24 protein-coding genes and 1 tRNA gene are annotated in these 23,870 nt (G+C 72.5%); 10 read left to right on the forward strand and 15 right to left on the reverse strand.

The window, feature by feature from the left end:
* The first annotated feature begins 252 nt into the window (after positions 1-252).
* Positions 253-1,992, forward strand: coding sequence for a S8 family peptidase (locus tag ACZ4VA_RS15935; RefSeq protein ID WP_356172503.1), 1,740 nt, complete (start codon positions 253-255; stop codon positions 1,990-1,992).
* A 66-nt stretch (positions 1,993-2,058) separates the two neighbouring features.
* Here ACZ4VA_RS15935 and ACZ4VA_RS15940 read toward each other — a convergent pair whose 3' ends face one another.
* Positions 2,059-2,301, reverse strand: coding sequence for a hypothetical protein (locus ACZ4VA_RS15940; protein ID WP_356172500.1), 243 nt, complete (start codon positions 2,299-2,301; stop codon positions 2,059-2,061).
* A gap of 18 nt (positions 2,302-2,319) precedes the next feature.
* Here ACZ4VA_RS15940 and ACZ4VA_RS15945 point away from each other — a divergent pair, with 18 nt between their 5' ends.
* Positions 2,320-2,799: a hypothetical protein gene (locus ACZ4VA_RS15945; RefSeq protein WP_389390961.1), complete on the forward strand. Its 480-nt coding sequence runs from the start codon at positions 2,320-2,322 to the stop codon at positions 2,797-2,799.
* A 120-nt stretch (positions 2,800-2,919) separates the two neighbouring features.
* Here ACZ4VA_RS15945 and mshC read toward each other — a convergent pair whose 3' ends face one another.
* The 4 genes from mshC to ACZ4VA_RS15965 form a co-directional block, all read right to left on the reverse strand.
* The gene (gene mshC, locus ACZ4VA_RS15950; protein WP_356172495.1) at positions 2,920-4,149 is read right to left on the reverse strand and encodes a cysteine--1-D-myo-inosityl 2-amino-2-deoxy-alpha-D-glucopyranoside ligase; all 1,230 of its coding nucleotides are present in this window, start codon (positions 4,147-4,149) and stop codon (positions 2,920-2,922) included.
* Between the two features lie 183 nt (positions 4,150-4,332).
* Positions 4,333-5,151, reverse strand: a complete 819-nt coding sequence (locus tag ACZ4VA_RS15955; protein ID WP_389390960.1) for an SCO1664 family protein — start codon at positions 5,149-5,151, stop codon at positions 4,333-4,335.
* On the reverse strand, positions 5,115-5,705 hold the full coding sequence (locus ACZ4VA_RS15960) for a DUF3090 domain-containing protein (protein ID WP_355793007.1): 591 nt from the start codon (positions 5,703-5,705) through the stop codon (positions 5,115-5,117). Before ACZ4VA_RS15960 ends, ACZ4VA_RS15955 begins: the two co-directional genes overlap by 37 nt.
* Positions 5,706-5,828: 123 nt before the next feature.
* Complete coding sequence (locus ACZ4VA_RS15965; RefSeq protein ID WP_356243310.1) at positions 5,829-6,515, reverse strand: histidine phosphatase family protein; 687 nt, start codon at positions 6,513-6,515, stop codon at positions 5,829-5,831.
* A 137-nt stretch (positions 6,516-6,652) separates the two neighbouring features.
* On the opposite strand from ACZ4VA_RS15965, the gene corA reads away from it, so the two are divergent.
* Positions 6,653-7,651 (forward strand): magnesium/cobalt transporter CorA, encoded by a 999-nt coding sequence (corA, locus tag ACZ4VA_RS15970; protein WP_356243313.1) that lies wholly within the window; start codon positions 6,653-6,655, stop codon positions 7,649-7,651.
* A gap of 61 nt (positions 7,652-7,712) precedes the next feature.
* Here the strand turns inward: corA and ACZ4VA_RS15975 are convergent, their stop codons facing one another.
* A complete protein-coding gene (locus ACZ4VA_RS15975; RefSeq protein ID WP_355789730.1) occupies positions 7,713-8,501 on the reverse strand; it encodes a ferritin-like domain-containing protein in 789 nt (262 codons plus the stop codon).
* Between the two features lie 239 nt (positions 8,502-8,740).
* Positions 8,741-9,796, reverse strand: coding sequence for an LLM class F420-dependent oxidoreductase (locus ACZ4VA_RS15980; RefSeq protein WP_355789732.1), 1,056 nt, complete (start codon positions 9,794-9,796; stop codon positions 8,741-8,743).
* Between the two features lie 151 nt (positions 9,797-9,947).
* Here ACZ4VA_RS15980 and ACZ4VA_RS15985 point away from each other — a divergent pair, with 151 nt between their 5' ends.
* Together ACZ4VA_RS15985 and ACZ4VA_RS15990 are read left to right on the forward strand one after the other, a co-directional pair.
* The gene (locus ACZ4VA_RS15985) at positions 9,948-10,931 is read left to right on the forward strand and encodes an aldo/keto reductase (protein ID WP_356172489.1); all 984 of its coding nucleotides are present in this window, start codon (positions 9,948-9,950) and stop codon (positions 10,929-10,931) included.
* Positions 10,928-13,324 carry a helix-hairpin-helix domain-containing protein gene (locus ACZ4VA_RS15990; protein ID WP_356172486.1) on the forward strand — a complete coding sequence of 799 codons (2,397 nt, stop codon included), beginning with the start codon at positions 10,928-10,930 and terminating at the stop codon, positions 13,322-13,324. The genes ACZ4VA_RS15985 and ACZ4VA_RS15990 overlap by 4 nt, the downstream gene beginning before the upstream one ends.
* A 107-nt stretch (positions 13,325-13,431) precedes the next feature.
* Here the strand turns inward: ACZ4VA_RS15990 and ACZ4VA_RS15995 are convergent, their stop codons facing one another.
* On the reverse strand, positions 13,432-14,130 hold the full coding sequence (locus ACZ4VA_RS15995; protein ID WP_356172483.1) for a hypothetical protein: 699 nt from the start codon (positions 14,128-14,130) through the stop codon (positions 13,432-13,434).
* 47 nt (positions 14,131-14,177) lie between these two features.
* On the opposite strand from ACZ4VA_RS15995, the gene ACZ4VA_RS16000 reads away from it, so the two are divergent.
* Positions 14,178-14,366, forward strand: coding sequence for a DUF5703 family protein (locus ACZ4VA_RS16000; RefSeq protein ID WP_165340867.1), 189 nt, complete (start codon positions 14,178-14,180; stop codon positions 14,364-14,366).
* 101 nt (positions 14,367-14,467) lie between these two features.
* Here the strand turns inward: ACZ4VA_RS16000 and ACZ4VA_RS16005 are convergent, their stop codons facing one another.
* The 3 genes from ACZ4VA_RS16005 to ACZ4VA_RS16015 form a co-directional block, all read right to left on the reverse strand.
* Positions 14,468-15,307 carry a chaplin gene (locus tag ACZ4VA_RS16005; protein WP_452924802.1) on the reverse strand — a complete coding sequence of 280 codons (840 nt, stop codon included), beginning with the start codon at positions 15,305-15,307 and terminating at the stop codon, positions 14,468-14,470.
* Between the two features lie 152 nt (positions 15,308-15,459).
* The gene (gene chpH / locus ACZ4VA_RS16010; RefSeq protein ID WP_355791431.1) at positions 15,460-15,693 is read right to left on the reverse strand and encodes a chaplin ChpH; all 234 of its coding nucleotides are present in this window, start codon (positions 15,691-15,693) and stop codon (positions 15,460-15,462) included.
* A 194-nt stretch (positions 15,694-15,887) separates the two neighbouring features.
* A complete protein-coding gene (locus ACZ4VA_RS16015; protein ID WP_355791428.1) occupies positions 15,888-17,213 on the reverse strand; it encodes a M20/M25/M40 family metallo-hydrolase in 1,326 nt (441 codons plus the stop codon).
* 187 nt (positions 17,214-17,400) lie between these two features.
* On the opposite strand from ACZ4VA_RS16015, the gene ACZ4VA_RS16020 reads away from it, so the two are divergent.
* Both ACZ4VA_RS16020 and ACZ4VA_RS16025 read left to right on the forward strand, forming a co-directional pair.
* A tRNA-Leu gene (locus ACZ4VA_RS16020) sits at positions 17,401-17,485 on the forward strand.
* Positions 17,486-17,582: 97 nt separating this feature from the next.
* Positions 17,583-17,957 (forward strand): YchJ family protein, encoded by a 375-nt coding sequence (locus tag ACZ4VA_RS16025; protein WP_389390954.1) that lies wholly within the window; start codon positions 17,583-17,585, stop codon positions 17,955-17,957.
* 35 nt (positions 17,958-17,992) lie between these two features.
* Here ACZ4VA_RS16025 and ACZ4VA_RS16030 read toward each other — a convergent pair whose 3' ends face one another.
* Complete coding sequence (locus ACZ4VA_RS16030; RefSeq protein WP_356176111.1) at positions 17,993-18,694, reverse strand: FadR/GntR family transcriptional regulator; 702 nt, start codon at positions 18,692-18,694, stop codon at positions 17,993-17,995.
* 130 nt (positions 18,695-18,824) lie between these two features.
* On the opposite strand from ACZ4VA_RS16030, the gene ACZ4VA_RS16035 reads away from it, so the two are divergent.
* Together ACZ4VA_RS16035 and ACZ4VA_RS16040 are read left to right on the forward strand one after the other, a co-directional pair.
* A complete protein-coding gene (locus tag ACZ4VA_RS16035) occupies positions 18,825-19,352 on the forward strand; it encodes a gluconokinase (protein ID WP_356176136.1) in 528 nt (175 codons plus the stop codon).
* A gap of 67 nt (positions 19,353-19,419) precedes the next feature.
* Positions 19,420-20,817: a GntT/GntP/DsdX family permease gene (locus tag ACZ4VA_RS16040; protein WP_355787356.1), complete on the forward strand. Its 1,398-nt coding sequence runs from the start codon at positions 19,420-19,422 to the stop codon at positions 20,815-20,817.
* Positions 20,818-20,889: 72 nt separating this feature from the next.
* On the opposite strand, the gene ACZ4VA_RS16045 is transcribed toward ACZ4VA_RS16040, so the two are convergent.
* The 3 genes from ACZ4VA_RS16045 to ACZ4VA_RS16055 all read right to left on the reverse strand — a co-directional run bounded on the left by ACZ4VA_RS16045 (position 20,890) and on the right by ACZ4VA_RS16055 (position 23,861).
* Entirely contained in the window at positions 20,890-21,513 is a 624-nt protein-coding gene (locus ACZ4VA_RS16045; protein ID WP_356176114.1) for a cytochrome b/b6 domain-containing protein, read from the reverse strand.
* Complete coding sequence (locus ACZ4VA_RS16050; protein WP_356176116.1) at positions 21,497-22,222, reverse strand: molybdopterin-dependent oxidoreductase; 726 nt, start codon at positions 22,220-22,222, stop codon at positions 21,497-21,499. Before ACZ4VA_RS16050 ends, ACZ4VA_RS16045 begins: the two co-directional genes overlap by 17 nt.
* An 85-nt stretch (positions 22,223-22,307) precedes the next feature.
* Positions 22,308-23,861, reverse strand: coding sequence for an APC family permease (locus ACZ4VA_RS16055; RefSeq protein WP_356176119.1), 1,554 nt, complete (start codon positions 23,859-23,861; stop codon positions 22,308-22,310).
* Positions 23,862-23,870 lie beyond the last annotated feature (9 nt).

The following is a 23,870-nucleotide window of genomic DNA, read 5'->3' on the forward strand; positions in this document are numbered from 1 at the left end:
CAGACCCCGCAACCCCAGCACATGACACCCGCCGCCGCAGCCTTTGGCCGGTTTGCGGCGTGACCTCTCTTTCCGGACGGATTGCCCAGGGTTCCCCATTCAACTTGTTTTCAAACCGAGTTGGCGAAAGAAGGGTGGACGACTCGCTCCGGCCGTGCCAGGTTGTGCCCCGAAGACGCGGCCGGGAGACGGGACTTGGCACCGCGTCGTTCCGCGACAGGCACCCGCAGGGACCGAAGGGAGCGGTACGCGATGACGGATCAGGTACAGCCGACGCAGGGCCCGGGAGCGTCCGGGCCGGGGCCCGACGGAGCGGGATTCACCTACGGGGGATCCGAGGAGGAACTGATCGTCGTCGCACGCCCCGAGGCCCGGCTGCGGGCCGGCACCGAGGGCGTCCGCTCGGCGGCCGGTGCCGACGTCTCGGCCCTCGACATGTTCCTCAGCGACGAACAGCTCACCCTGGAGCCGCTGTTCGGCAGCGAGGAGCGACTGCGGCAGTCCGCGGCCACGGGCGCCGGTGACACGCCCGGACTCGCGCTGTTCTACCGGGTCCGCGGCGTCGAGAGCCGGGCACAGGAGCTGCGATCCCGGATCGCCGCGCTGCCGGAGATCGACACGGCCTACGTGAAGCCCGGCGCCGTACCCGCCTCGGTGGGTTCGGTCGGGCAGAGCGCGGACGAGAGCCGGCGGGTGAAGGAGGGCGCTCCGGTGACGCCCGACTTCAGCAGCCGCCAGGGCTATCTGCGCCCGGCGCCCGAGGGCATCGACGCCCAGTGGGCCTGGCAGCGGCCCGGCGGCACGGGGCGGGGCGTGACGGTGATCGACGTGGAGGGCGCCTGGCAGCTCGGCCACGAGGACCTCGCGGCGAAGCTCGCCGGTGTCGTCGTCGGCACCCCGCTGACCGACCTCGCCTGGCGCAACCACGGCACCGCCGTGATCGGCGTGATCGGCGGCGACCGCAACGAGTACGGCATCACCGGGATCGCCCCGGACACGGTGACCGCGGCCGCCTCCTTCCAGGGCGTCGGCACCGCCGCCGCGATCCACGCGGCCGCCGAGCGGCTGGGCCCGGGTGACATCGTCCTGGTCGAACTCCACCGGCCGGGGCCCCGGTTCGACTACGAGCAGCGCGCCGACCAGCAGGGGTACATCCCGGTCGAGTGGTGGCCCGACGACTGCGCGGCGATCCGCCACGCGACCGCGAGGGGCGTCATCGTGGTGGAGGCCGCGGGCAACGGCGGCGAGTCGCTCGACGACGCGGTGTACGAGCGCCGGCCCGACGAGTTCCCTCAGGCGTGGCGCAACCCGTTCAACCCCTCCCACCCGTCCTCAGGAGCGGTGCTGGTCGGCGCGGGGACGCCGCCGCCCGGCACCCACGGCCGCGACCACGGTCCGGACCGCTCGCGCCTCGCGTTCTCCAACTACGGTGCCCGCGTGGACGCGCAGGGCTGGGGGCGCGAGGTCACGACCACCGGCGGCTCCTGGGACCGGCCGGGCGATCTCCAGGGCGGCGCCGAGGAGATCGGCTGGTACACGGACACGTTCTCCGGGACCTCCGCCGCCTCCCCGGTGGTGGTCGGCGCGCTGGCCTCGCTGCAGGGCATGCTCAAGGCGGCGGGGCACCGTCCGATGTCGCCCGAGCGCGCCCGCTCGGTGCTGCGGGCCACGGGTTCTCCGCAGCAGGACGCGCCGGGACGGCCCGCGTCCCAGCGGATCGGCAACCGGCCGGACATCAGGGCCGCGGTCACCCGGCTGCTGCCGGAGGCGGTCGGTTCGGGCCGGGCCGAGCGGTACTGGGACGAGTTGCTGCCGTATCCGCGTGAACTCCCGCCCAGACTCAGGCTGTTCGTGGCCGGCGGCTGGCGCAGCCTCGACAAGCCGTCCCCCGAGACGCGCCAGGCGGTGCACGCCGCCTTCGCGGGGGGACATCCGGACGTCCGCGTCTGGTTCTCGGACGACGAGATCGTCGGCCTGGTGATCACGGGCTGAGGACCCGGTCGTCGCGTACGACCGCCGGACGCCGTCATGGTCCGGCGGAATCCGACCATCGCCTTGTCAGTGAGGGAAGGTGGCACCCGCATGAGCACCACCCCGCAGATCGACCAGACCAACCAGATGGGCCAGATCGGCCAGATGGGCCAGCAGCAGCCCCAGCAGCAGTTCGGCGGGCAGCAGGGTCAGCCGCAGTACGGACGGCAGCCCCAGTTCGGGCAGCAGCAGGAGCAGTTCGGCCAACAGGGCGGCCAAGGGCAGTTCGGCGGGCAGGGCCAGATCGCCCATCAGGGACAGCAAGGCCAACCGGGACAGCAAGGCCAGATGAGCCAGATCGGCCAGCAGGGCCAGATCGGGCAGCAAGGTCAGCAGAGCGAGCAGCAGGGGCCGAGCACCGCTCCCCCGCAGCCCTTCGGTCCGCAGCAGAGCCCGCAGTCCGGGCAGACCGGCCAACCTTTCGGGCAGCAGTACGGCGGGCAGCAGCTTCCGCAGCAACTCCAGCAGCAGTTGCAGCAGCTCGCCCAGCAACAGCCCTACCAGCAGCTGCTCCAGCAGATCGGCCAGGCCGCGGGCCGCGCCATCCGCAACAACACCGCGACGCAGTACTGGGACGTCGTCCAGCCGCTGCCCGGCCAGCCGCCGATCCTGTACCTGCTGGTGGACGACGTCTGGCGCCGGCTGCTCGACCCGAGCCAGGCCGTCCACGACGAGGTGCAGCGCGCGTTCGCCTTCGGACACCGCGTCCTGGGCTTCTACGACGACCAGAACCCGGGGTTCCTGCAGGCGATCGTCGTCACCAAGTGAGTCCGGTCACCGCGTGACCCACGGGACCCGGACGTGCCCGGTGCCGGGCGGAGACCTCTCCGCCCGGCACCGGTTCGTGTGCGTACGCCGCCCCCGGGGCACCGCGTGCCGGGGCGTCGGCTACAGCGCGACGCCCAGCAGCGCGTCCACGGCGCGCGAGACGACACCGGGAGCGCCCTCGTCCGTACCGCCACGCTCCTGCTGGGCCACGGCCCAGCGGTCGACGGCGGCGAGCGCGGTGGGCGCGTCCAGGTCGTCGGTGAGGGCGGCGCGGATCTCCTCGACGAGGGCGTCGGCGGAGGGGCCGTCGGGCCGCGACACCGCCGCGCGCCAGCGGTCAAGCCGGGCGACCGCCTCTTCGAGCACGCCGTCCGTCCACTCCCAGTCGGCCCGGTAGTGGTGCGCGAGCAGGGCGAGCCTGATGGCCGCCGGGTCGACGCCGTCACGGCGCAGCTTCGAGACGAAGACCAGGTTCCCCTTGGACTTCGACATCTTCTCGCCGTTCAGCGCGACCATGCCGGCGTGGACGTACGCCTTGGCCATGGGGAACTGCCCGGTCAGCACCTGGGCGTGGGAGGCGCCCATCTCGTGGTGCGGGAAGGCGAGGTCGGAGCCGCCGCCCTGGACGTCGAAGCCCATCCCGAGGTGGTCGAGGGCGATGGCGACGCACTCGATGTGCCAGCCGGGTCGGCCCCGTCCCAGCGAGCCGCCGTCCCAGCTCGGCTCGCCCTCGCGGGCGGCCATCCAGAGCATCGGGTCGAGCGGATTCTTCTTGCCCGGCCGGTCGGGGTCGCCGCCCCGTTCCGCGGAGAGCAGCCGCATCGCGGCGGCGTCCAGGTTGGACACCTTCCCGAAGTGCGGGTCGGAGCCGACGGAGAAGTAGACGTCGCCCTCCAGCTCGTAGGCGGCACCGGCGTCGCGCAGCCGCTCGACGAGCGGGACGATGCCCGGTATCGCCTCGACGGCGCCGATGTAGTGCCGCGGCGGGAGCATCCGCAGGGCGGTCATGTCCTCGCGGAAGAGGGCGGTCTCCTTCTCGGCGAGGCCCACCCAGTCGACTCCGTCGCGCTGCGCCCGCTCCAGGAGCGGGTCGTCGACGTCGGTCACGTTCTGGACGTAGTGAACCTGCCGCTTGGTGTCGAGCCACACGCGCTGCACGAGGTCGAACGCGTTGTAGGTCGCCGCGTGTCCCATGTGGGTGGCGTCGTACGGCGTGATGCCGCAGACGTAGATTCGGGCGACGGGACCGGGGTCGAGGGTGACGAGCCCACCGGTCGCGGTGTCGTGGATCCGGAGGTCGCGGCCCTCACCGGGCAGGGCGGGGACCTCAGAAGCGGGCCAGGCATACATGCCTTGAGCCTAACCGGACGGATGTTCCGTATACGAACCGGACCGGGTCCCGGCGCCGGGCGGACGATCTCGCGGGACTCGGCCGCCCGCGTGCCGGGCGGGCCGCGGGACGTCGTACGCCGACCGCGGCCCACGGGAGGGGCCGCCGCCTCCAGGCCCGTCGGCCCGCCGTTCGCGGCCTGCTCAGACCGGCGGCCACGGGATCGCGGGCCATTCCCCGCTCGGCTCGGGGTGCTTTCCCGAGGCGAGGAGGGCGTCGACCCGTGCCCGGGTGGCGTCGGTCTCGGCGGGTGTGACGAGTTCCGCCAGCCGGGTGGCCAGCGGGGCGCCGGGCGCCAGGGAAGCGCGCAGCGAGGTGAGCGCCTCGACGGCCTCGGGGGTGAGGGGCTCCCCCGCCCAGCCCCAGAGCAGCGTCCGCAGTTTGTTCTCGGCGTTGAAGGTGACGCCGTGGTCGATGCCGTACAGCCGGTCCCCGCCCGCGGGCAGCAGGTGGCCGCCCTTGCGGTCGGCGTTGTTGATCACCGCGTCGAGCACGGCGAGCCGCCGCAGCCGCTCGTCGTCGGCGTGCACGAGCAGGGCCGTGCGCCCCTCGCCGACGTCGGCGAACCCGATGGCCTTCCAGCCCTCGTCGGGCTCCTCGCCCTCCACCAGGGCGAGCAGTTCGGAGTCCGGTTCGGCCTCGATCCACAGCTGGCACATGCCCTCGCCGTACGGGCCGTCCCGCAGCACGGTGGGCGGCACCAGCCCCCAGCCGGTCGCCTCGGAGACCTCGTACGCCGCCACCTCGCGCTGCGCCAGGGTCCCGTCGGGGAAGTCCCACAGCGGCCGCTCCCCGGCGACCGGTTTGTACACGCAGGACGCCTCCTGCCCGTCGAGGGAGACGGAGCAGTACAGCACCGCGTTGGAGGCCTCACGGATCTGTCCGCGCACCGTCAGCTCGCCCCGGGCGAGCAGTTCGGTCGTGGTCACGCTCCGCGGCGGTATCCGTTCTGGCGCGGACATACGTGTCCTTCCGGGTCGAGCGGGAGGCTGCACAGCGGGCAGGGCGGGCGGCCCGCGTTGACGACGTCGAGGGCGCGCTTGGCGAACGCCCGGGCCTGCGCGCCGGTGAGCCGGACGCGGAGCATCGGCGGGCCGTTCTCCTCGTCCTGCAGGAGCCGCTCCTCGGCCTCCGCGAGGTCCTCCTCGGAGTCGGCGTCCAGCTCCACCAGGGCCTGCGCCTCGACGATCATGCGCTGCTCGTCGCCGTCCCAGGCGAGCGCCATGGTGCCGACCCGGAACTCCTCCTCCACGGGGGTGTCCAGCGGGGCGGTGTCGGAGACCTCGGTGGGGGCGACGGCGGGTACGGGAGCGCTGCCCCCGGTCCGCCGTACGACCTCGTCGAGCAGCTCTTCCATGCGCTCGGCGAGTGCGGCCACCTGCGTCTTCTCCAGGGCCACGCTGGTCACCCGGGGGCCTGACGTGGCCTGCAGGAAGAAGGTACGGCGTCCGGGCAGCCCGACCGTGCCGGCCACGAAGCGGTCCGGTGGGTCGTAGAGGAACACCTGACGGGACACGTCCTGTCTCCATTGGAATCGGCGTCGGGACCGGCACCGGGCGACCGGATCAGCCGTCGGTCCGCGTCGGTCGCTGACAACTACTGCGCTGCTTCGAACGCTTCACCCTACTGCGGCCGACGATCACGGTGCGCCCGCACCGCCCCCGACCGTGGCGTCGCCGCCCGCGGCCTCCTCGCGCGGCGCCAGCGAGGTGAGGTCACCGGTGTCGCCGAGCCGGACGAGAAAGGGCCGCAACCGGGTGTAACGGATCGCGGTGATGGAACAAGGTTCGACAGAGATCCGCTGGAAGAGGTCGAGATGAAGTCCGAGTGCGTCCGCGACAAGGGATTTGATGATGTCTCCGTGCGAGCACATGACGTAGACGGCGTCGCCGCCGTGATCGCGCTCCACGCGCGCGTTCCACTCGCGTACCGCCTCGGCGGCACGCGTCTGCATCGCGCGCATGGACTCCCCGCCGGGGAACGCCGCCGCGGAGGGGTGCGCCTGCACGACCTCCATGAGCGGTTCGTCGTTGAGCTCGGCGAGCTTGCGGCCGGACCAGTCGCCGTAGTGGCACTCCCCGATCCGGTCGTCGCTGTGCAGCCGCAGTCCGGGGCGGGCGTCGAGCAGCGGGCGCACGGTCTCCTGGCAGCGCTGGAGCGGGCTGGCCACGACTTCGGAGATCGGCAGGCCCGCGAGCCGGCCGGGCAGCTCGGCGGCCTGTGCGGTGCCGCGCTCGTCGAGGGCGACGCCGGGCGTCCAGCCGGCGAGCAGTCCCGCTGTGTTGGCGGTGGAACGTCCGTGCCGGACGAGGATGAGGGTGGGCATGCCGCCCAGCCTAGGCGGTGTCCGCTAAGTCCCTCCGTCCGCTCGGAGGGCAAGGGCGGGGCGGGAAGGACGTCGCGGACACGGCCCGGGCCGGGGCCCGTGTGTCGCCGGATCCGCGGGGCGGGAGAATACGTCCTGTGATCGTCGACTGCGCCATCTACCGGGAGGGCCGCCGGACCCAGGGCCCCGACGACCTCTCCGACGCCCTGGACCAGGCACGTGCCCGGGACGACACGTTCCTGTGGATCGGTCTGCACGAGCCGACCGCGAAGGAGTTCGACCACGTCACCAGCGAGTTCGGGCTCCATCCGCTGGCGGTCGAGGACGCCCTCAAGGCACACCAGCGCCCGAAGCTGGAGGTGTACGACGACTCGGTCTTCATGGTGCTGAAGCCGGTGATCTACGAGACGGACAGCGACGCGGTCTCCTCGGGCGAGCTCATGATCTTCCTGGGCGACTCGTTCATCGTCACCGTGCGGCACGGCGAGGGCGCGCCCCTGAAGGAGGTGCGGCAGCGCCTGGAGCAGGACCCGGAGATGCTCCGGCACGGTCCCACGACGGTGCTCTACGCGATCGCGGACGCCACGGTGGACCACTACCTGGACGTGGCGACGGAGCTGCAGACCGACCTGGAGGAGCTGGAGACGGAGGTGTTCTCGCCGGCCGGCGGGGGCTCGCGCCACACGGCGTCCCGCATCTACACCTTCAAGCGGCAGATCCTGGAGTTCCGCCGGGCCACCGGTCCGCTGGCGGTCCCGATGACCCGCCTCGCGGGCACCGGCGCCTTCAGCACCGGGCTGCCGTTCGTCGCGACCGAGACGCAGCCCTTCTTCCGGGATGTCAGCGACCACCTGACCCGGGTGAACGAGTCGGTGGAGGGCCTGGACCGGCTGGTGTCGGACATCCTCTCCGCGCATCTCGCGCAGATGAGCGTCCGGCAGAACGACGACATGCGGAAGATCTCCGCCTGGGCCGCCATGGCGGCGATCCCGACGATGATCGCGGGGATCTACGGCATGAATTTCGACCACATGCCCGAGCTGCACTGGGTGTGGTCGTATCCCGCCGTGATCCTGCTGATGGCGGTCCTGGAGGTCGGGCTGTATCGGATGTTCAAGCGGCGGGGCTGGCTGTAGCGGCCCGTGTCCGTGCGGGCCGGGGTCGTGGCCGCGGCCCGCACGGACGTGCTCCGGCGGCTCAGGCGAACTCGGGTGCCGTGGTGGGGGGCCCGTTCAGCGCGCCCCGCCGCTCGGGCATCGTCAGGGACACCATCCGCCGCCAGCCCACCAGCCGCTCGTAGGCGTACAGGGCGTGGATGCCCGCCGCGAGGGCCGCCGACTTGGCCTTCGGCCAGTCCAGGATGCGTCCCATGTGGTTCATCACGGCGAGGCTGACGTCACGGTAGACGCGGATCTCGGCGAGCGCGCACTCGCGCAGCGTCCGCTGGATGGCGCGGCCGTGTCCGGCGTACGCGAAGCGCAGCAGCTCCTCGTGGCAGTACGCGAGGTGGTTGTCCTCGTCGGCCGAGATCATCCGCACGGCACGGCCGATGTCGGGGTCGTCGGCGAAGTGCCTGCGCAGCAGTTCCATCTGCTCGGAGGCGCGCTGCTCGGTGACCCTGCTGTGCGCGAGGTAGGTGACGATGTCCTGGACGGTCAGGGGCCTGTCGTCCTTGAGCCTGTCGTGCGCGAGCCCGATGCCGTGCCGCTCCAGCAGCATCGTGTAGTCGGTGTCGGGCGGGACCTCGACGGGCTCCAGGCCGCGCTTTTTCATGAGGGCGTTGAAGATGCGCCCGTGCTTGTCCTCGTCGGCGCCGTGCCGGGCGATCCTGGGGGCGAGCTCCCGCTCGCCCGGGGGCACGAGGGCGGCGATCCGGGCGTTCTCCCAGCCCCCCTGCGCCTCGCCGCCGGCAGCGATGGAGCAGAAGAGCCGGAACGACTCGTCGTGGTCGAGAATTTCCTGGAACAGACTCCTGGCCGAAAGCATCACTGCCCACCTCTCTGCGGGACTCCGCAAAGAACGAGTCAAGTGCCGTCGGCGGCGGGCGGCAACACGTGCGCCGGACGACTCGGCCGAACGTAGGACCATGCGGACGGTCCGGGGGCGTAACCGAAGGGGCGGGTGGCGCGTTGTCCCGGTGACGGCCGTGGCGGGGAAGACCCCCGAGCCCCCACCACGGCCGTAGAACTTCTCGCTCCGCCGGTGTCCCGCCGGATTCGCCGGTGTCACGCGAGTCCGGCGCGCTCCAGGGCGTCGCAGCCGGCCCGCAGCGAGGCGATCCGCTCGTCCAGCGTGAAGCCCGCGGGGGCCAGCGTCAGCGTGGTGACACCGGCGGCCGCGTATGCCCGCATCCGGTCCGCGATGCGGTCCACGGAACCGAGCAGGGTCGTCCGGTCGATCAGCTCGTGCGGTACGGCGGCGGCCGCGCCCTCCTTGTCGCCGGACAGGTACTTGTCCTGGATCTCGGCGGCCTCCTTCTCGTACCCCATGCGCTGGGCGAGCTGGTTGTAGAAGTTCTGCTTGCGGCTGCCCATGCCGCCGACGTACAGGGCGGTGTACGGGCGGAACATGTCCGCGAGAGCGGTCACGTCCTTGTCGTCGCCGAGCGCGAGGGGCAGCGTCGGGCAGACGTCGAAGCCCTCCATCGTCTTCCCGGCCTTCTCCCGTCCGGCGCGCAGATGCGCGATGGCGGTGTCCTCCAGGTTCTCGGCCGACGGGAAGATCAGCAGGGCGCCGTCGGCGATCTCGCCGGTCTGCTCCAGGTTCTTGGGGCCGATGGCGGCGATGTAGAGCGGGATGTGCTCGCGCTCCGGGTGCACCGTCAGCTTGATCGGCTTGCCCGGCCCACCGGGCAGTGGCAGCGTCCAGTGCTCACCCTCGTAGGAGAGGCGCTCGCGGGTCATCGCCCTGCGCACGATCTCGACGTACTCCCGGGTGCGCGCCAGCGGCTTGTCGAACTTGACGCCGTACCAGCCCTCGGAGACCTGCGGTCCGGAGACGCCGAGTCCGAGGCGGAAGCGGCCGCCGGACAGCGAGTCGAGGGTGGCCGCGGTCATCGCCGTCATCGCCGGCTGGCGGGCGGGGATCTGGAAGATGGCCGAGCCCACGTCGATGCGCTCGGTCTGGGCGGCGACCCAGCTGAGCACGGTGGCCGCGTCGGAGCCGTAGGCCTCGGCGGCCCAGCACACGGCGTATCCGAGTCGGTCGGCCTCCTGGGCGACGGCGAGATTGTCCGCGTCCATTCCGGCGCCCCAGTAGCCGAGGTTGATCCCGAGCTGCATGGCCGATTCCCCTTACCGATCAGTAACGTCCCTTGTCCGGGAGACACTAGCGCGCTGGTGGGCGCGGCGGCAGGGACGGGCGCGGGCCCGTCCGAGGCCGGTTGTCCACAGGGCCCCACACACCGAGTTCCGGCCAGTAATCTCGGCGTCCATGGAGCAGAGGCATCTCGGCCGTACCGGCCTTCGCGTGTCCCGGATCGGACTCGGCACCCTGACCTGGGGCCGGGACACCGACGAGCACGACGCCGCGGACCTGTTGAAGGTGTTCTGGGAAGCGGGCGGGAATCTCGTGGACACCGCCGACGTGTACGGGGACGGCGAGTCCGAGTACCTGCTCGGACGTCTCATAGAAGGCCTGGTGCCGCGCCGGGACCTGGTCATCTCGACCAAGGCGGGAAGCGTTCCGGATCCGGACCGGCGCTTCGACGGCTCGCGCGGGCACCTGCTCTCCGCGCTGGACGCCTCCCTCAAGCGGCTCGGCACCGAGTACGTCGACGTGTGGCACGTGCACGCCTACGACCCCGTGACCCCGCTGGACGAGACGCTCCAGGCCCTGGACCTCGCGGTCAGCAGCGGCCGCGCCCGGTACGCCGGGGTGTCGAACTTCTGCGGCTGGCAACTGGCCAAGGCGGCGACCTGGCAGCTCGCGGTGCCCGGCACCCGGACCCGGCTGGCCAGTACGCAGATGGAGTACTCGCTGCTCCAGCGCGGCGTCGAGCGCGAGGTGCTGCCCGCCGCTCTCGACCTCGGCGTCGGCCTGCTGCCCTCCTCGCCTCTCGGCCGGGGCGTGCTCACGGGCAAGTACCGCCACGGGACCCCGTCCGACTCCCGGGGCGGCACGGAGCATCTCGCCCCGTTCGTCGCGCCGTACCTCGACGACGCCGCCGGCCACATCGTCGACGCCGTGGCCACCGCCGCCGACGGGCTCGCGGTGACCCCGCTCCAGGTGGCGCTCGCCTGGGTCCGCGACCGGCCGGGCGTCACCGCCCCGATCGTCGGCGCGCGCAACGCGCAGCAGCTCACTGCCGCGTTGTCAGTGGAGACCCTTAGTCTTCCTGACGAGATCTGCCGGGCGCTCGACGACGTGTCGGCACCGGTGCACCACTATCCCGATCACGACTGGAGCACGCTGTGAGCACGGAGCCCGAGACCACGGAGGAAGCGGAGCCGGGGGCCCCGGGCACGGGCGCGGGCGCGGAGGAAGGCGCCGCGACGTCCTCGTCCGGCAGCGCGGACGGCCGTGAGGCCACGGAGCCGGCTGCCGAGGCCGACGATTCCGGTGCGGAGGCCGCTGCCGATGCCGACGCCCGGGAGGCCGGGGCGGGGAGCGGTGACGACGCCGAGCCGTCCGCCGCCGGCAGCGGTGACGGCGTGAGCCCGGCCGCCGCGGCGGACGACGACGGAGAGGACGGCCCCGCCCCGTCGGAGGACTCCGCGGGTGACGGCGCGGCGACGGATGCCGAGGGCGGGGAGAACGCGGAGGGCACCGAGGCCAAGACCGGCGAGGACGCCGCCGCCGCGTTGTCCGAGGCGGAGGCCGAGCTGGCGGCGCAGCGCGAGCTGCGGGAGCGGATCGAGCGGCGCAAGGCCGAGAAGCAAGGGCCGATCCCCGCAGGCACCAAGCTCAGCGGGACGGCGGCCGACCTCCTCGCGGCAATCCGCGCCGTGGAGAGCGGCGAGAAGCCGGTGGCCACCGCGTTCCGCGAGCCGGAGCCGACGCCCCGCAGGTCCGCGCCCGAGCCGGTGCGGCGCCCGCAGCCGGCCGCCCCCGTCGCCGGGGCGCCCGCCGCCGAGACGGTGGACGCCGTACGGGCCGTGCTGACCGAGGGCGGGGCTCCCGACGCGCTCGCGCCGCAGGTCGCCGCCGCCCTCGGGGAGGGCGCGGACGACCGGCTGCGCGAGGACCCCTGGCAGTTGCTGCGGGTCGCGGGTGTGCGGCCGGAGCAGGCCGACGGCTTCGCGCGGGCGCTGCTCGGCGCGGAGTGCGGCCCGGACGACGAGCGGCGCGGCCGGGCGGTGACGGTGTGGCTGCTGGAGCAGGCCGCCCTCGCCGGGCACACCGCCCTGGAGGCCGCCGCCCTGACCGCCGCGCTCGCACAGCGCGCGGTGCCCGATCCGGACGCCGCCGTGCAGAGCAGCATCGCGGAGGGCGAGGCCCTGGTCTTCCAGGACGCCCTGGAGACGACCGCTCCCGCCCCGGAGCCGGACGCGGGCGAGGAGGAGGCCGAGGAGCGCCCGGTCCGCGTCCTCATCGGCCTGGAGCGGTACGCGCTCGCCGAGGAGAGCCTGGCCGACGGTCTCGCGCGCGTGGTCAACGCCGTGCCCAAGGAGTCCGCGCAGGACTGGGAGCCGGCAGCCGCGGCCGCGTCCCGTTCCGCGGCGGAGCTGATCCGCGCCGTCGCCGGCCACGGGCTGGTGCTGCACACGGGCGGCGAGGCCTCCCGCGCGGAGGCGGCGGAGCTGGTCACCGCCGCCGTGGCGACGGGGCTGCGCGCCGTCGCGGCCGCGCACACGGCGGACGGCCGCGACCGCTTCGCGTCGTCGCTCGACGCCGGGCGCGGTGACATCGCGGCCGCCGCCGTCACCGTCGCCGGGCTGCTCTCCGGCGCGGAGGGTCCCGGCCGGGACGCGGAGGGCGCTCTCGCGCTCGACCTGCTGGTGCTGCTCGACGCCCCCCAGCTGGACGTCGAGGCCGCCGCCGTGCTCGTCGAGTCGCTGCCCGACGGTGCCCGCCTGGTACTGAGCGGCGACCCGGGCGTGCTGTGGTCGGCCGGACCCGGACGCGTCTTCGCGGATCTGCTGGCCGCCCGGGTCTGCCCCCAGGTCGCCTCGCGGACCCCCGACCCCGGCCCCCTCGGGGAGCTGGTCTCCGGGATCGGCATCGGTGAGCTGAACCAGGTCGAGGCGCCCGGCAAGGAGGTCGTGATCGTGCCGGTGCGGGACGCCGGGGAGGCGGTGCACCGGACCGTGCAGCTCGTCGCGGACTCGGTGCCCCGGGCCATCGGCGTCCCGGCCGAGCAGACGCAGGTGATCACCCCTGGCCACGGCGGCGCTGCCGGGACGCGCGCGTTGAACACCGTGCTCAAGGAGCGGCTCAACCCGGGTCCGGGCCGCTTCGGCGGCTTCGACCCCGGTGACCGGATCGTCCACTCCCCCGCCCCGGGGCGTACGGTGCCCGGGCACGTCGTGAAGGCCGACGCGGAGGGGCTGCACCTGGAGTGCGCCGGCGCCCCCGTCGTCGTACCGAAGGAGCGGGTGGAGCAGTCCGTACGGCACGCCTGGGCGCTGACCGCGCACCAGGCGGTGGGGCACCGCTGGCCGGCCGCGGTCGTGGTGCTGCCGGGTGACGCCGCGGGATCGCTGACCCGCCCGTGGGTCTACACGGCCTTCGGCCGGGCGGCCCGGCACCTGTCCGTCGTGCACGGCGTCGAGGGGGCCCTGCCGCGGGCGGTGGCCGAGGTCCCGCAGAAGCCGCGCACCACGCGCCTGCCGGCGCTGCTCAAGGCGCAGGTGCCGACCGCCGGCTGAGCCGGGGGCGGACACGCGAGGTGGCGGCCACCGGAGTCCGGTGACCGCCACCTCGTGCGTGGGCGAGGCCTGGAGGCCGGGAGGCCGCGGGGGCCGTCCCGCTCCGCTCAGCGGTCCGCGTCGAGCGGCTCCAGGTCCTCGTCGTCGTCCAGGACCACGCCCGCGACGGGACCCAGGTCGTCGTCGAGGTCGTCGTCCGTCTCGTCGTCGAAGACGGCGCTGACGTCGAAGCGGCAGACGATGCGCTGGGCGTCGGCCTGCTCGAACGGCGTGTCCAGCCATTCGCCCGCCTCGGCCGGCTCGTCCGCGGCGGTCACCCAGAGCGTGGAGTCGCCCTCCTCCAGCCCGAACTCCTTGTGCCGGGATGCGATCTCGTCCGGCTCGAACTCGCCGAACAGCAGGCCGAGGGCGCCGTGGACCGTGCCGGAGGCCGTGGTCTCCACGCCCGCGTCGTCCTCGACGGCCTCGATGCGCTGGGCCTGGGCCAGCAGGCGCTGCGGCTCCACTACCGAGTAGTCCCGGCGGATCAGCACGCTCAGTGCGTTGGGCTCCTCGGGGCCCGTGTACGGCGGCAGGGTGTCGTCCGTACCGGGGATCTCGAAGGGCGTGACCTCGTCGTACCGGTCGTACAGCAGTTCGTCGTATTCCTCGGCCGCAGCGGCCAGCTCGTTGAACGCCTCGTACACGGCCGGGTCGTCCTCACCCGTCCTGCGCTCGACCGCGGCCAGGTGGCGGTCGAGTGCGGTCTTGACCGCCTCGGCGGCGGCACGTACCTCGGCAGCGGTGGGCTGCGCAGCATCAGACATAGTGCAGACGCTATCCGTACCGGGCCTGTGCCCGCACAATAGATGCGATGCCGGAATACGAATTTGTCGACGTGTACGTACCGCGCGGGGTCTCCCGCAAGGAAGCCACACGTCTGCTGACGGACCATGCGGAGTACGGACACTGGGAGTTGGACCGCCTGAGCCTGCACCCCGACGGCAGCCGCAGAGTGCGGCTGCGCCGCCGGATCATCCGCCAGGTACGCGCCACGTGGTGAGCGAAGGCGGCTGAGACGGAGCGGGTCCGCCGTGCGGCCCCGCTCCGTTCTCCCCCTCTCCGGGGCATGTCGTCATGCCCTGACCCGGGTGGTCCGGGCCTTCACGCCGCCGAGCGCGCCCTGCGGTAGAGGAGCGCGCCCCCGAGCAGCGCGCCCGCACCCGCGGGGACCAGCAGGCCCATCGGCAGCTCACTGCCGGTGTGGGCGAGCTGTCCGCCCCCCTGCGGCTGCCCGGCGGCCCGCGCTCCGGCCCGGTCCACCTGCGAGGCACCGACGACGTCGCCGCGTCCGGACTGCGCGCCAGGGTGGCCGTTCTGTCCCGGCCTGCCGTGCTCTCCCGGCTGTCCGAGGTGCCCGGACCCGCCCGGCTTCCCCGGGATGTTCCGGTCGCCCGGGTGCCCGGGGTGGTGCGGGTGCCCGGGGTGGTGCGGGTGGCCCGAGGGCGGGGTGCCGTGGCCGCCCGGACCGCCGGTGGAGTGGCCGCCGTCGTTGCCGCAGGCGTTGCCCGCCGCCGGGTTGCCGACGCCGCCCACGTTCACGCTGTTGCCGCAGACGTTGACCGGCACGTCCACCGGCACCTGGACGTGGTTGCCCGAGCCGACGCCCGGCGAGTCTCCGGCGTGCCCTCCGGCGTGCGAGCCGCCGTGGTGCGAGCCGCCGCCCTGGTGCGAGCCGCCGTGTCCGCCGGTGGAGCGCCCGCCTTGATCGGCGCACTTGTTGCCCATCGCCGGGTTGAGCAGACCGACGACGTTGACGGTGTTGCCGCAGACGTTGACCGGCGCGTGCACCGGGGCCTGCACCGTGTTGCCCGACAGCACGCCGGGCGAGTTCGAACCGGAGCCGTGCGCCCCCGAGTCGGCCTGCGCGTAGCCGCCCGCGGCGGCGAGTACGCCGGTCGCGGCCGCCATCGTCATCAGGCCCTTGCGGGTGACCTGTCGCATTGCTGTTACCTGCCTTCGACCTTGCCTGGGACCTTGCGGAACGTGTCCGCGCGGTGGGCGCGCGGACACCGAAAGCCCGGTCGGCCCCGGAGCGCGTGGCACGCGCTGCGGGGCCGACGAGGGCTCAGAGCCTCATGGGACGAGGCGCAACGTCACTTGTTGATGCAGGTGTTGCCGAAGGCGGGGTTCAGCAGCCCGATCACGGAGACCGTGTTGCCGCAGACGTTCACCGGGATGTGAACGGGCACCTGGACAACGTTGCCGGACAGGACACCGGGGGAGTTCACGGCGGCACCCTGGGCACCGGAGTCCGCGGCGGCCATGCCCGCACCGGCGAGAACCAGACCACTGGTGGCAACGGCGGCGGCGACGATCTTCTTGATCATTATTCCTCCTCGTAGGCAAATGCGACCCCAGCTTCGGGTCACACCACCTGTAACGAGGAGGGAGTAATCGAGCTACGAGCTTATGGTCGCATTCACTCTTCTCAGTAGGCCCCGCACGCGCTGGCGATTATTGGAGTGTCGTTTTACCTGCGCAATCCCGGACGCGCCGTACGCGGGCCGTGGCGCGAGGCCCTTCAGGACGCGTCGATGAAGCGGTCCAGCACCCGTACGCCGAACCGCAGGGCGTCCACGGGCACCCGCTCGTCGACCCCGTGGAACATGCCGGCGAAGTCCAGCTCCGGCGGCAGCTTCAGGGGGGCGAAACCGAAGCAGCGGATGCCCAGGTCGGCGAAGGACTTGGCGTCGGTGCCCGCCGAGAGCATGTAGGGGACGGCGCGGGCGATCGGGTCCTCGGCGGACAGGGCGGTCTGCATGGCGTCGACCAGCGCGCCGTCGAAGGTCGTCTCCAGCGCCTTGTCCGCGTGCACGTCCTCGCGCTTCACCCGCGGGCCGAGGATGCGGTCCAGGTCGGCGAGGAACTCGTCCTCGTACCCCGGCAGGTAGCGCCCGTCGACGTGCGCGGTGGCCTGCCCCGGGATCACGTTCACCTTGTAACCGGCGCCCAGCTGGGTCGGGTTGGCGGTGTTCTGCAGGGAGGCGCCGATCAGCTTGGCGATGCCGCCGAGCTTGGCGAGCGTCGCGTCCATGTCCTCGGGGTCCAGCTCGGTGCCGAGCGCGTCGCCGAGTTCGTCCAGGAAGTGCCGCAGGGTCTTGGTCACCCGCACCGGGAACTTGTGCCGGCCCAGCCGCCCGACCGCCTCCGACAGCTCGGTGATCGCGTTGTCCCGGTGGATCATCGAACCGTGGCCGGCGGTGCCGTCCACGGTCAGCTTCATCCAGTGCATGCCCTTCTGGGCCGTCTCGACGAGGTAGAGGCGCAGGTTCTCGTTGACCGTGAAGGAGAAGCCGCCGACCTCGCCGATCGCCTCTGTGACGCCCTCGAAGAGGCCCGGGTGCTTGTCCACCAGGTGGCGCGCGCCCCAGGTGCCGCCGGCCTCCTCGTCCGCGAGGAAGGCAAGGACGATGTCGCGCGGGGGCTTGCGTCCGCTGCGCATCCGGTCGCGGACGACCGCGAGGGTCATCGCGTCCATGTCCTTCATGTCGACCGCGCCCCGGCCCCAGACGCAGCCGTCCGCGATCTCGCCGGAGAACGGGTGGTGGGTCCAGTCCGCGGCGTTGGCCGGGACGACGTCGGTGTGGCCGTGGATGAGCAGCGCGGGCCGCGAGGGGTCCTCGCCCTCGATGCGGGCCACGGTGGAGGCCCGGCCCTGGTGCGACTCGAAGATCTGCGGTTCGAGCCCCACCTCCGCGAGCTGCTCGGCGATGTACTCCGCGGCCTTGCGCTCGCCCGGCCCCGAGTGGTCTCCGTAGTTGCTGGTGTCCATCCGGATCAGCTCGCGACAGAGGTCGACGACCTCGTCCTCGCCAGAGACACCCCTGGCCGTGTTCGACTCGCTCACGCTGCTTCCTCCCACTGTCACTGCTGGTGGTCCCCCTCATCCTCTCTCCGGCACCCCGCGCACCCCAAGGGCGGGCCCGGCCCGTCACACGCAGTTCACGCGCGAACGGGGTGTGACCGGGCGCCCTCGGAAGCCTGGTAATGTTTCCTCTGTCGCCGCGAGGGAAACCACGCGCGACAGACACCTTGTCCGGGTGGCGGAATGGCAGACGCGCTAGCTTGAGGTGCTAGTGCCCTTTATCGGGCGTGGGGGTTCAAGTCCCCCCTCGGACACACGAAGAAGCGAGGCCGTGACCGCGAGGTCACGGCCTCGCTCGTTGTGCGCCGGGTGCGGCGTGGGGGACGCCCCGGGCGCGGGAGAATGGCCCGCATGATCACGCGTTCCTGCCCCTGCGGGCTCCCGAAGGACTACGCCGCGTGCTGCGGCCGCTTCCACCGCGGCGAGGCGGCCGCACCCACCGCCGAGGCGCTCATGCGCTCGCGGTACAGCGCCTTCGTGAAGCGTGACGAGGGCTACCTGCTGCGGACCTGGCATCCGGGGACGCGGCCGGCGCGGGTGGAGTTCGAGCCCGGGACGCGCTGGACCGGCCTGGAGATCCTGGGGACGACCGAGGGGTCCGCGTTCCACTCCGCGGGGACCGTGACGTTCCGGGCGAGCCACTCCGGGGGCGTACTGCACGAGCGCAGCCGGTTCACGCGCGTCGACGGGGCCTGGGTGTACGTGGACGGCGACTTCACGGAGTGACGCCGCTCGCCGGCCTCCGGCGGCAAGGAGACCGTTCAGGGGGCCAGGATGTCCAGTTCCTGGAGGGCGCCGACCGTGATCTCGCGGGTGAGCGCCTCGGCGCGGACGGCGTCGCCGCCGCGGACCGCCTCGGCGACCTGGACGTGCAGGGTGACGGCGGCCGGGTCGGGGTCCTCGAACATGACCTCGTGGTGGGTGCGCCCCGCGAGGACCTCGGCGACCACGTCGCCGAGCCGGGCGAACATCTCGTTGCCCGACGCGTCGAGGATCACGCGGTGGAAGGCGACGTCGTGGATGAGGTACTTCTCCAGCTGCCGGCCGCGTGAGGTGGCGACCATGCCGAGGGCGCACTCAGTGAGCTCGGCGCACTGGCCGGCCGTGGCGTGCCGTGCGGCCAGGCCCGCGGCCACGGGTTCGACGGCGGAGCGCAGCACGGTGAGCGAGCGGAGCTGGGCCGGGCGGTCGGCGCCGGCCAGCCGCCACCGGATGACCTGCGGGTCGTAGACGTTCCACTCGGCCCGGGGGCGGACCGTCACGCCGACGCGGCGGCGGGACTCGACGAGGTACATGGACTCCAGGACCCGGACCGCCTCGCGCATCACGGAGCGTGAGACCTCGAAGCGCTGTGCGAGCTCGTCCGTACGCAGCACGCTGCCCGGCGGGTACTCCCCCGCCGTGATGGCCGGCCCGAGGGTGTCCAGTACATGTCCGTGCAGCCCCCGGCCCCGTGTGCTCATGACGTCAGCGTACGAGGATCGAGGCCGCAAGAAAAAGTCAGACTTATATGTCACAGACTCTTGAATTAGTCGTACCTAATGGGTTTCAGTGGCGTCGACATCAGGTGTCGACGAAGACAGCGAGAGCATGATGCAGCAGACGCGTACCCCCCGCGTGTTCGTGGTGATGGGCGTGGCAGGGACCGGCAAGACCACGATCGGTCCTCTGCTCGCTGCCCGGCTCGGCGTTCCTTATGCCGAGGGCGACGACTTCCATCCCCCGGCCAACATCGCCAAGATGACGGCCGGGACGCCGCTGACCGACGACGACCGCCGGCCGTGGCTGGACTCGATCGGCGCCTGGGCGCAGGAGCGGGCCGGACTCGGCGGGGTCGTCAGCTGTTCGGCGCTCAAGCGGAGCTACCGCGACCGGCTGCGGGCTGCCGCGCCCGACGTGGTCTTCGTGCACCTCTCCGGCGATCGCGAGCTCATCGAGGGCCGGATGTCGCAGCGGCAGGGGCACTTCATGCCGACCGCGCTGCTGGACTCCCAGTTCGCCACCCTCCAGCCGCTCGCGGCGGACGAGGCGGGTGTCGAGGTGGACGTCTCCGGCAGCCCCGGCGACATCACCGAACGGGCCGTGGCCGCTCTGCGCGGCCTGTCCGAACCCCCGCAGTAAGTCCCCCGGGGGCTTCGCGGAGCCCCGGGGTCTCCCCGACAGACACGTACACGCAAGGGAAGCACCCGTGACCAGACTCAGCGTCGAGATGCTGGCAGCGGACGCCGTGGAGCCGATCACCTCGGCGGGTCATGCCCAGTTGGGCATAGCCGTCCTGGCCGGCATCGCCGTCATCGTCCTGCTCATCACGAAGTTCAAGCTGCACGCATTTCTCGCCCTGACGATCGGCTCGCTCGCGCTGGGCGCCTTCGCCGGGGCGCCGCTCGACAAGGCCATCCTCAGCTTCACCGGAGGACTCGGCTCGACCGTCGCCGGTGTGGGCGTCCTCATCGCGCTCGGTGCGATCCTCGGCAAGCTGCTGGCCGACTCCGGCGGCGCCGACCAGATCGTCGACACGATCCTCGCCAAGGCGGGCGGCCGTGCCATGCCGTGGGCGATGGTGCTGATCGCCTCGGTGATCGGCCTGCCGCTGTTCTTCGAGGTCGGCATCGTCCTGCTCATCCCCGTGGTGCTGATGGTCGCCAAGCGGGGCAACTACTCGCTGATGCGCATCGGCATCCCGGCCCTCGCCGGTCTGTCCGTGATGCACGGCCTGATCCCGCCGCACCCCGGCCCGCTGGTCGCGATCGACGCGGTGAAGGCCAACCTCGGTGTCACCCTGGCCCTCGGTGTCCTGGTCGCCATCCCCACGGTGATCATCGCGGGTCCCGTCTTCTCCAAGTACGCGGCCCGCTGGGTGGACGTCCAGGCGCCGGACCGCATGATCCCGGCCCGTGCCTCCGAGGACCTGGACAGGCGTCCCGGCTTCGGCGCCACGCTCTTCACCATGCTGCTGCCGGTCGTGCTGATGCTGGCCAAGGCGCTCGTGGACATCGTCGTGGACGACCCCGCGCACATGGTCCAGCGCGTCTTCGACGTCATCGGCTCGCCGCTGATCGCGCTGCTCGCGGCCGTCATCGTCGGCATGTTCACGCTCGGCCGGGCCGCCGGGTTCACCCGGGAACGGCTGTCGACGACCGTCGAGAAGTCCCTCGCCCCGATCGCCGGCATCCTGCTGATCGTCGGTGCGGGCGGCGGCTTCAAGCAGACGCTGATCGACTGCGGGGTGGGCCAGATGATCCTGGACATCTCGAAGGACTGGTCGATCCCGGCGCTGCTGCTGGCGTGGCTGATCGCGGTGGCGATCCGGCTCGCGACCGGTTCGGCGACCGTGGCCACCATCTCGGCGGCCGGTCTCGTCGCCCCCCTCGCCGCCGACATGTCGACCACGCACGCCTCGCTCCTGGTGCTGGCGATCGGCGCGGGCTCGCTGTTCTTCAGCCATGTCAACGACGCCGGGTTCTGGCTGGTCAAGGAGTACTTCGGCCTGAACGTCGGACAGACGATCAAGACCTGGTCGGTCATGGAGACGATCATCTCCGTGGTCGCCGGTGGACTGGTCCTGCTGCTGTCCCTCGTGATCTAGGGCCTGTCGACCCTGACGCCACCCGCACGTACGCCGCCGCGCCGCCCGGGATCCGGGCGGCGCGGCGGTGCGTCACGGCCGCCAGAGCGAGTGCTCGCGCTCGGCCCACTCCCGGCTCACCGAGCCTGTACGCAGCCCGCGGCGGGCCTCCGGGTCCGCGAGGGCCATCCCGATGTGGCCGGCGAGGACGACGCCGATCGTCAGGGCGAGCCAGTCGTGCACGAAGGTGGCCGAGGTGCGCCACATCAGGGGGGTGAGGTGGGTGAACCACATCAGCAGTCCCGTGCCGAGCATCACCAGGCTCGCGCCGGCGATCCAGGCGGCGTAGGTCTTCTGGCCGGCGTTGAACTTGCCGGCGGGGCGTTCGCCGTGGCGGGTCGCCCGGCGCAGCGCAGAGCGCAGCCACTCCCGGTCGTGCGGGCCCCAGCGGTTGAGCCGCCCCAGGTCCGCCCGGAAGGCGCGCGAGGCCAGGCCCGCCAGGACCGGGACGGGCAGCGCGAGCCCCGCCCACTCGTGGACCCGCACGACGAGTTCGCGGCGGCCGACGAGTTCGGCGAACGTCGGCAGGTACAGACAGGCGGCGGTCGCGACGCACACGCCCATGAGCGCGGCCGTCGTGCGGTGGATCCAGCGCTCGGCGGGAGTGAAGCGCCGTACACGGGTGGTGCGGGCCGGGGCCTCAGCCGGTGGGTTCATCGTCGCGTCCGTTCGAGCGGCCGACCCAGGCGTCGACGTCGTAGCCGCGCTTCTCCCAGTAGCCGGGGCGGACCTCGTCGGTCACGGTGATGCCGGAGAGCCACTTGGCCGACTTGTAGAAGTACATGGGGGCCACGTACAGGCGGACCGGGCCGCCGTGCGCGTGGCCGAGGTCCTTGTCCTGCATGCGCAGCGCCACCATGACGTCCCGGCGGCGTGCCTGGTCGAGGGTGAGGCTCTCGCTGTAGGCGCCGTCGAAGCAGGTGAAGCGGACCGCGCGGGCCGTCGGCCGCACCCCGGCGGCGTCCAGCAGCCGGGTCAGGCGCACCCCTTCGAAGGGGGTGCCGGGCACCCGCCAGCCGGTGACGCACTGGACGTCGTGGACGAGCCGGGTCTGCGGCAGGGCGCGCAGCTCGCCGAGCGTGTAGGCGCCGGGGCGGTCGACGAGGCCGTCGACCGTGAGCCGGTAGTCGCTCGCGTCCTTGTGCGGCACCGACGAGGTCACCGAGTAGTAGCGGAAGCCGCCGCCGTTGGGCAGGAGCCCGGTCAGGCCGGTGGGGTCCTTGTCGGCGGCGCCGCCGAGGAAGCCCTCCAGACCGCGCTGGAGCCCTGGGGCGGTCACGACGCCGAGCGCGCCGAGGCCGAGGGTGCCGAGCAGGACCCGCCGCCCGATGGGCGTGCCCCGTTCTTCGGGCCGTTCTGAGTTCACGTATCGATTCGAACACCCGCGACCCCCTCGGGGCCAGGGGCCACGGGTGCCCGTCAGAAATACGTAACCACTTCCCGGGGCGGGCTCAGGTGGCCGACTCCGCCGCCTTGTCCAGCTGGAACGCCTCGTTGCCGAGTCCGATCCTGGCGTGCGCCTCGGGCTTGCGGGAGCGCAGGACGAGGCCCTGGGCGAGCCCGATGACCAGGGCGAGGCCGATGACGCCGGGCAGCACCCAGTTCAGCGCGGAGTCCGGGCCGGTGCCGACGAGGACGTCGAAGTCCTTGACCGTGTAGCCCGCGATGACGAGCAGGGCGAGGCCGGCCAGCACGGAGGTGACCAGACGCCAGGCCTGGGCGCGGGCGGCGCCGCGGCGGGCGAAGAAGACGACCACGGAGAAGGACGCGGCGGCCATCAGCAGGATGACGCCGAGGGCGCCGACGTTGCCGCCCCAGGTGAACAGGTGCAGGACGGGCGCGGTCGGGTCGCCGTGCGGCTTGTCGTCGGCGACCGCGAAGGCGCCCACGATCAGCACGGACACGGCGGTCTGCAGGAGCGAGCCCGTGCCGGGGGCGCCGCTCGCGCCCGTGGTGCGTCCGAAGGCGGCCGGCAGCAGTCCCTCGCGGCCCATGGCGAAGGCGTAGCGCGCCACGACGTTGTGGAAGCTGAGCATCGCCGCGAACATGCCCGTCACGAAGAGGACGTGCATGACGTCCGTGAAGGTGCCGCCCAGGCGTGGTTCGGTGAGGAAGAACAGCAGCCCGGCGCTCTGCTTCTGGGCGGCCGGCACGATCGCGGAGGGGCCGGCCGCGACGGTGAGCGCCCAGGAGCTGATCGCGAAGAACACGGCGACGAAGGCGATCGCGAGGAACATCACCCGGGGTACGAGGATGTGCGGACGGCTGGTCTCCTCGGCGTACACCGGGGCCTGCTCGAAGCCGGTGAAGGCGGCGATGCAGAAGCACAGGGCGGTGCCGACGCCCGCTCCGGTGAGGGTGTCCGGGTTGAAGGCGTGCAGCGACAGGCCCTCCCGGGCCGGGTCGGCGACGGCCGCGATGTCGAAGACGACGACCAGGGCGACCTCGATCAGCAGCAGCACGCCGAGCACGCGGGCGTTCACGTCGATCTTCAGCCAGCCGAGCGCGCCGACGAGGAGCACGGAGAGCAGCGCCGGTATCCACCACGCGATGTCGAGGTCGAGGTAGGTGGCGCAGAGGCCGGAGACCTCGAAGCCGAAAATGCCGTAGATGCCGACCTGGAGCGCGCTGTAGGCGACCAGTGCGACGAGGGCGGCGCCCGCGCCGGCGGTGCCGCCGAGGCCGCGGGAGATGTACGCGTAGAAGGCGCCCGCGTTGTGGACGTGGCGGCTCATCTCGGCGTAGCCGAGGGAGAAGAGGGCGAGCACCACACCGAGGATGACGAAGAGCAGCGGCTGCCCGACGATCCCCATCACCCCGAATGTGGTGGGCATGACACCCGCGACGACCATGAGGGGCCCGGTCGCGGCCAGCACGGAGAGCAGGAGGCCCGCCGTGCCGAGGCGGTCGGCGCGCAGGGCGCGGTCCTGTCCCTTGAAGGTGCTGATGCCGGACCCGGCGGTGGGTCTGCTGCTCTTGCTCGTGCTCGAACTGCCCGTCGTCATGGCGGGTTG

This window comes from Streptomyces sp. NPDC028308 (assembly GCF_055565855.1).

Excerpts from the sequence above, each read along its gene's own strand:
- ACZ4VA_RS15935 (WP_356172503.1), top strand. The coding sequence starts at position 253 with ATGACGGATCAGGTACAGCCGACGCAGGGCCCGGGAGCGTCCGGGCCG.
- ACZ4VA_RS15945 (WP_389390961.1), top strand. The coding sequence starts at position 2,320 with ATGAGCCAGATCGGCCAGCAGGGCCAGATCGGGCAGCAAGGTCAGCAG.
- mshC (WP_356172495.1), bottom strand. The coding sequence starts at position 4,149 with ATGTATGCCTGGCCCGCTTCTGAGGTCCCCGCCCTGCCCGGTGAGGGC.
- ACZ4VA_RS15955 (WP_389390960.1), bottom strand. The coding sequence starts at position 5,151 with ATGTCCGCGCCAGAACGGATACCGCCGCGGAGCGTGACCACGACCGAA.
- ACZ4VA_RS15965 (WP_356243310.1), bottom strand. The coding sequence starts at position 6,515 with ATGCCCACCCTCATCCTCGTCCGGCACGGACGTTCCACCGCCAACACA.
- ACZ4VA_RS15975 (WP_355789730.1), bottom strand. The coding sequence starts at position 8,501 with ATGCTTTCGGCCAGGAGTCTGTTCCAGGAAATTCTCGACCACGACGAG.
- ACZ4VA_RS15980 (WP_355789732.1), bottom strand. The coding sequence starts at position 9,796 with ATGCAGCTCGGGATCAACCTCGGCTACTGGGGCGCCGGAATGGACGCG.
- ACZ4VA_RS15985 (WP_356172489.1), top strand. The coding sequence starts at position 9,948 with ATGGAGCAGAGGCATCTCGGCCGTACCGGCCTTCGCGTGTCCCGGATC.
- ACZ4VA_RS15995 (WP_356172483.1), bottom strand. The coding sequence starts at position 14,130 with ATGTCTGATGCTGCGCAGCCCACCGCTGCCGAGGTACGTGCCGCCGCC.
- ACZ4VA_RS16000 (WP_165340867.1), top strand. The coding sequence starts at position 14,178 with ATGCCGGAATACGAATTTGTCGACGTGTACGTACCGCGCGGGGTCTCC.
- ACZ4VA_RS16005 (WP_452924802.1), bottom strand. The coding sequence starts at position 15,307 with ATGCGACAGGTCACCCGCAAGGGCCTGATGACGATGGCGGCCGCGACC.
- chpH (WP_355791431.1), bottom strand. The coding sequence starts at position 15,693 with ATGATCAAGAAGATCGTCGCCGCCGCCGTTGCCACCAGTGGTCTGGTT.
- ACZ4VA_RS16025 (WP_389390954.1), top strand. The coding sequence starts at position 17,583 with ATGATCACGCGTTCCTGCCCCTGCGGGCTCCCGAAGGACTACGCCGCG.
- ACZ4VA_RS16030 (WP_356176111.1), bottom strand. The coding sequence starts at position 18,694 with ATGAGCACACGGGGCCGGGGGCTGCACGGACATGTACTGGACACCCTC.
- ACZ4VA_RS16035 (WP_356176136.1), top strand. The coding sequence starts at position 18,825 with ATGCAGCAGACGCGTACCCCCCGCGTGTTCGTGGTGATGGGCGTGGCA.
- ACZ4VA_RS16045 (WP_356176114.1), bottom strand. The coding sequence starts at position 21,513 with ATGAACCCACCGGCTGAGGCCCCGGCCCGCACCACCCGTGTACGGCGC.
- ACZ4VA_RS16055 (WP_356176119.1), bottom strand. The coding sequence starts at position 23,861 with ATGACGACGGGCAGTTCGAGCACGAGCAAGAGCAGCAGACCCACCGCC.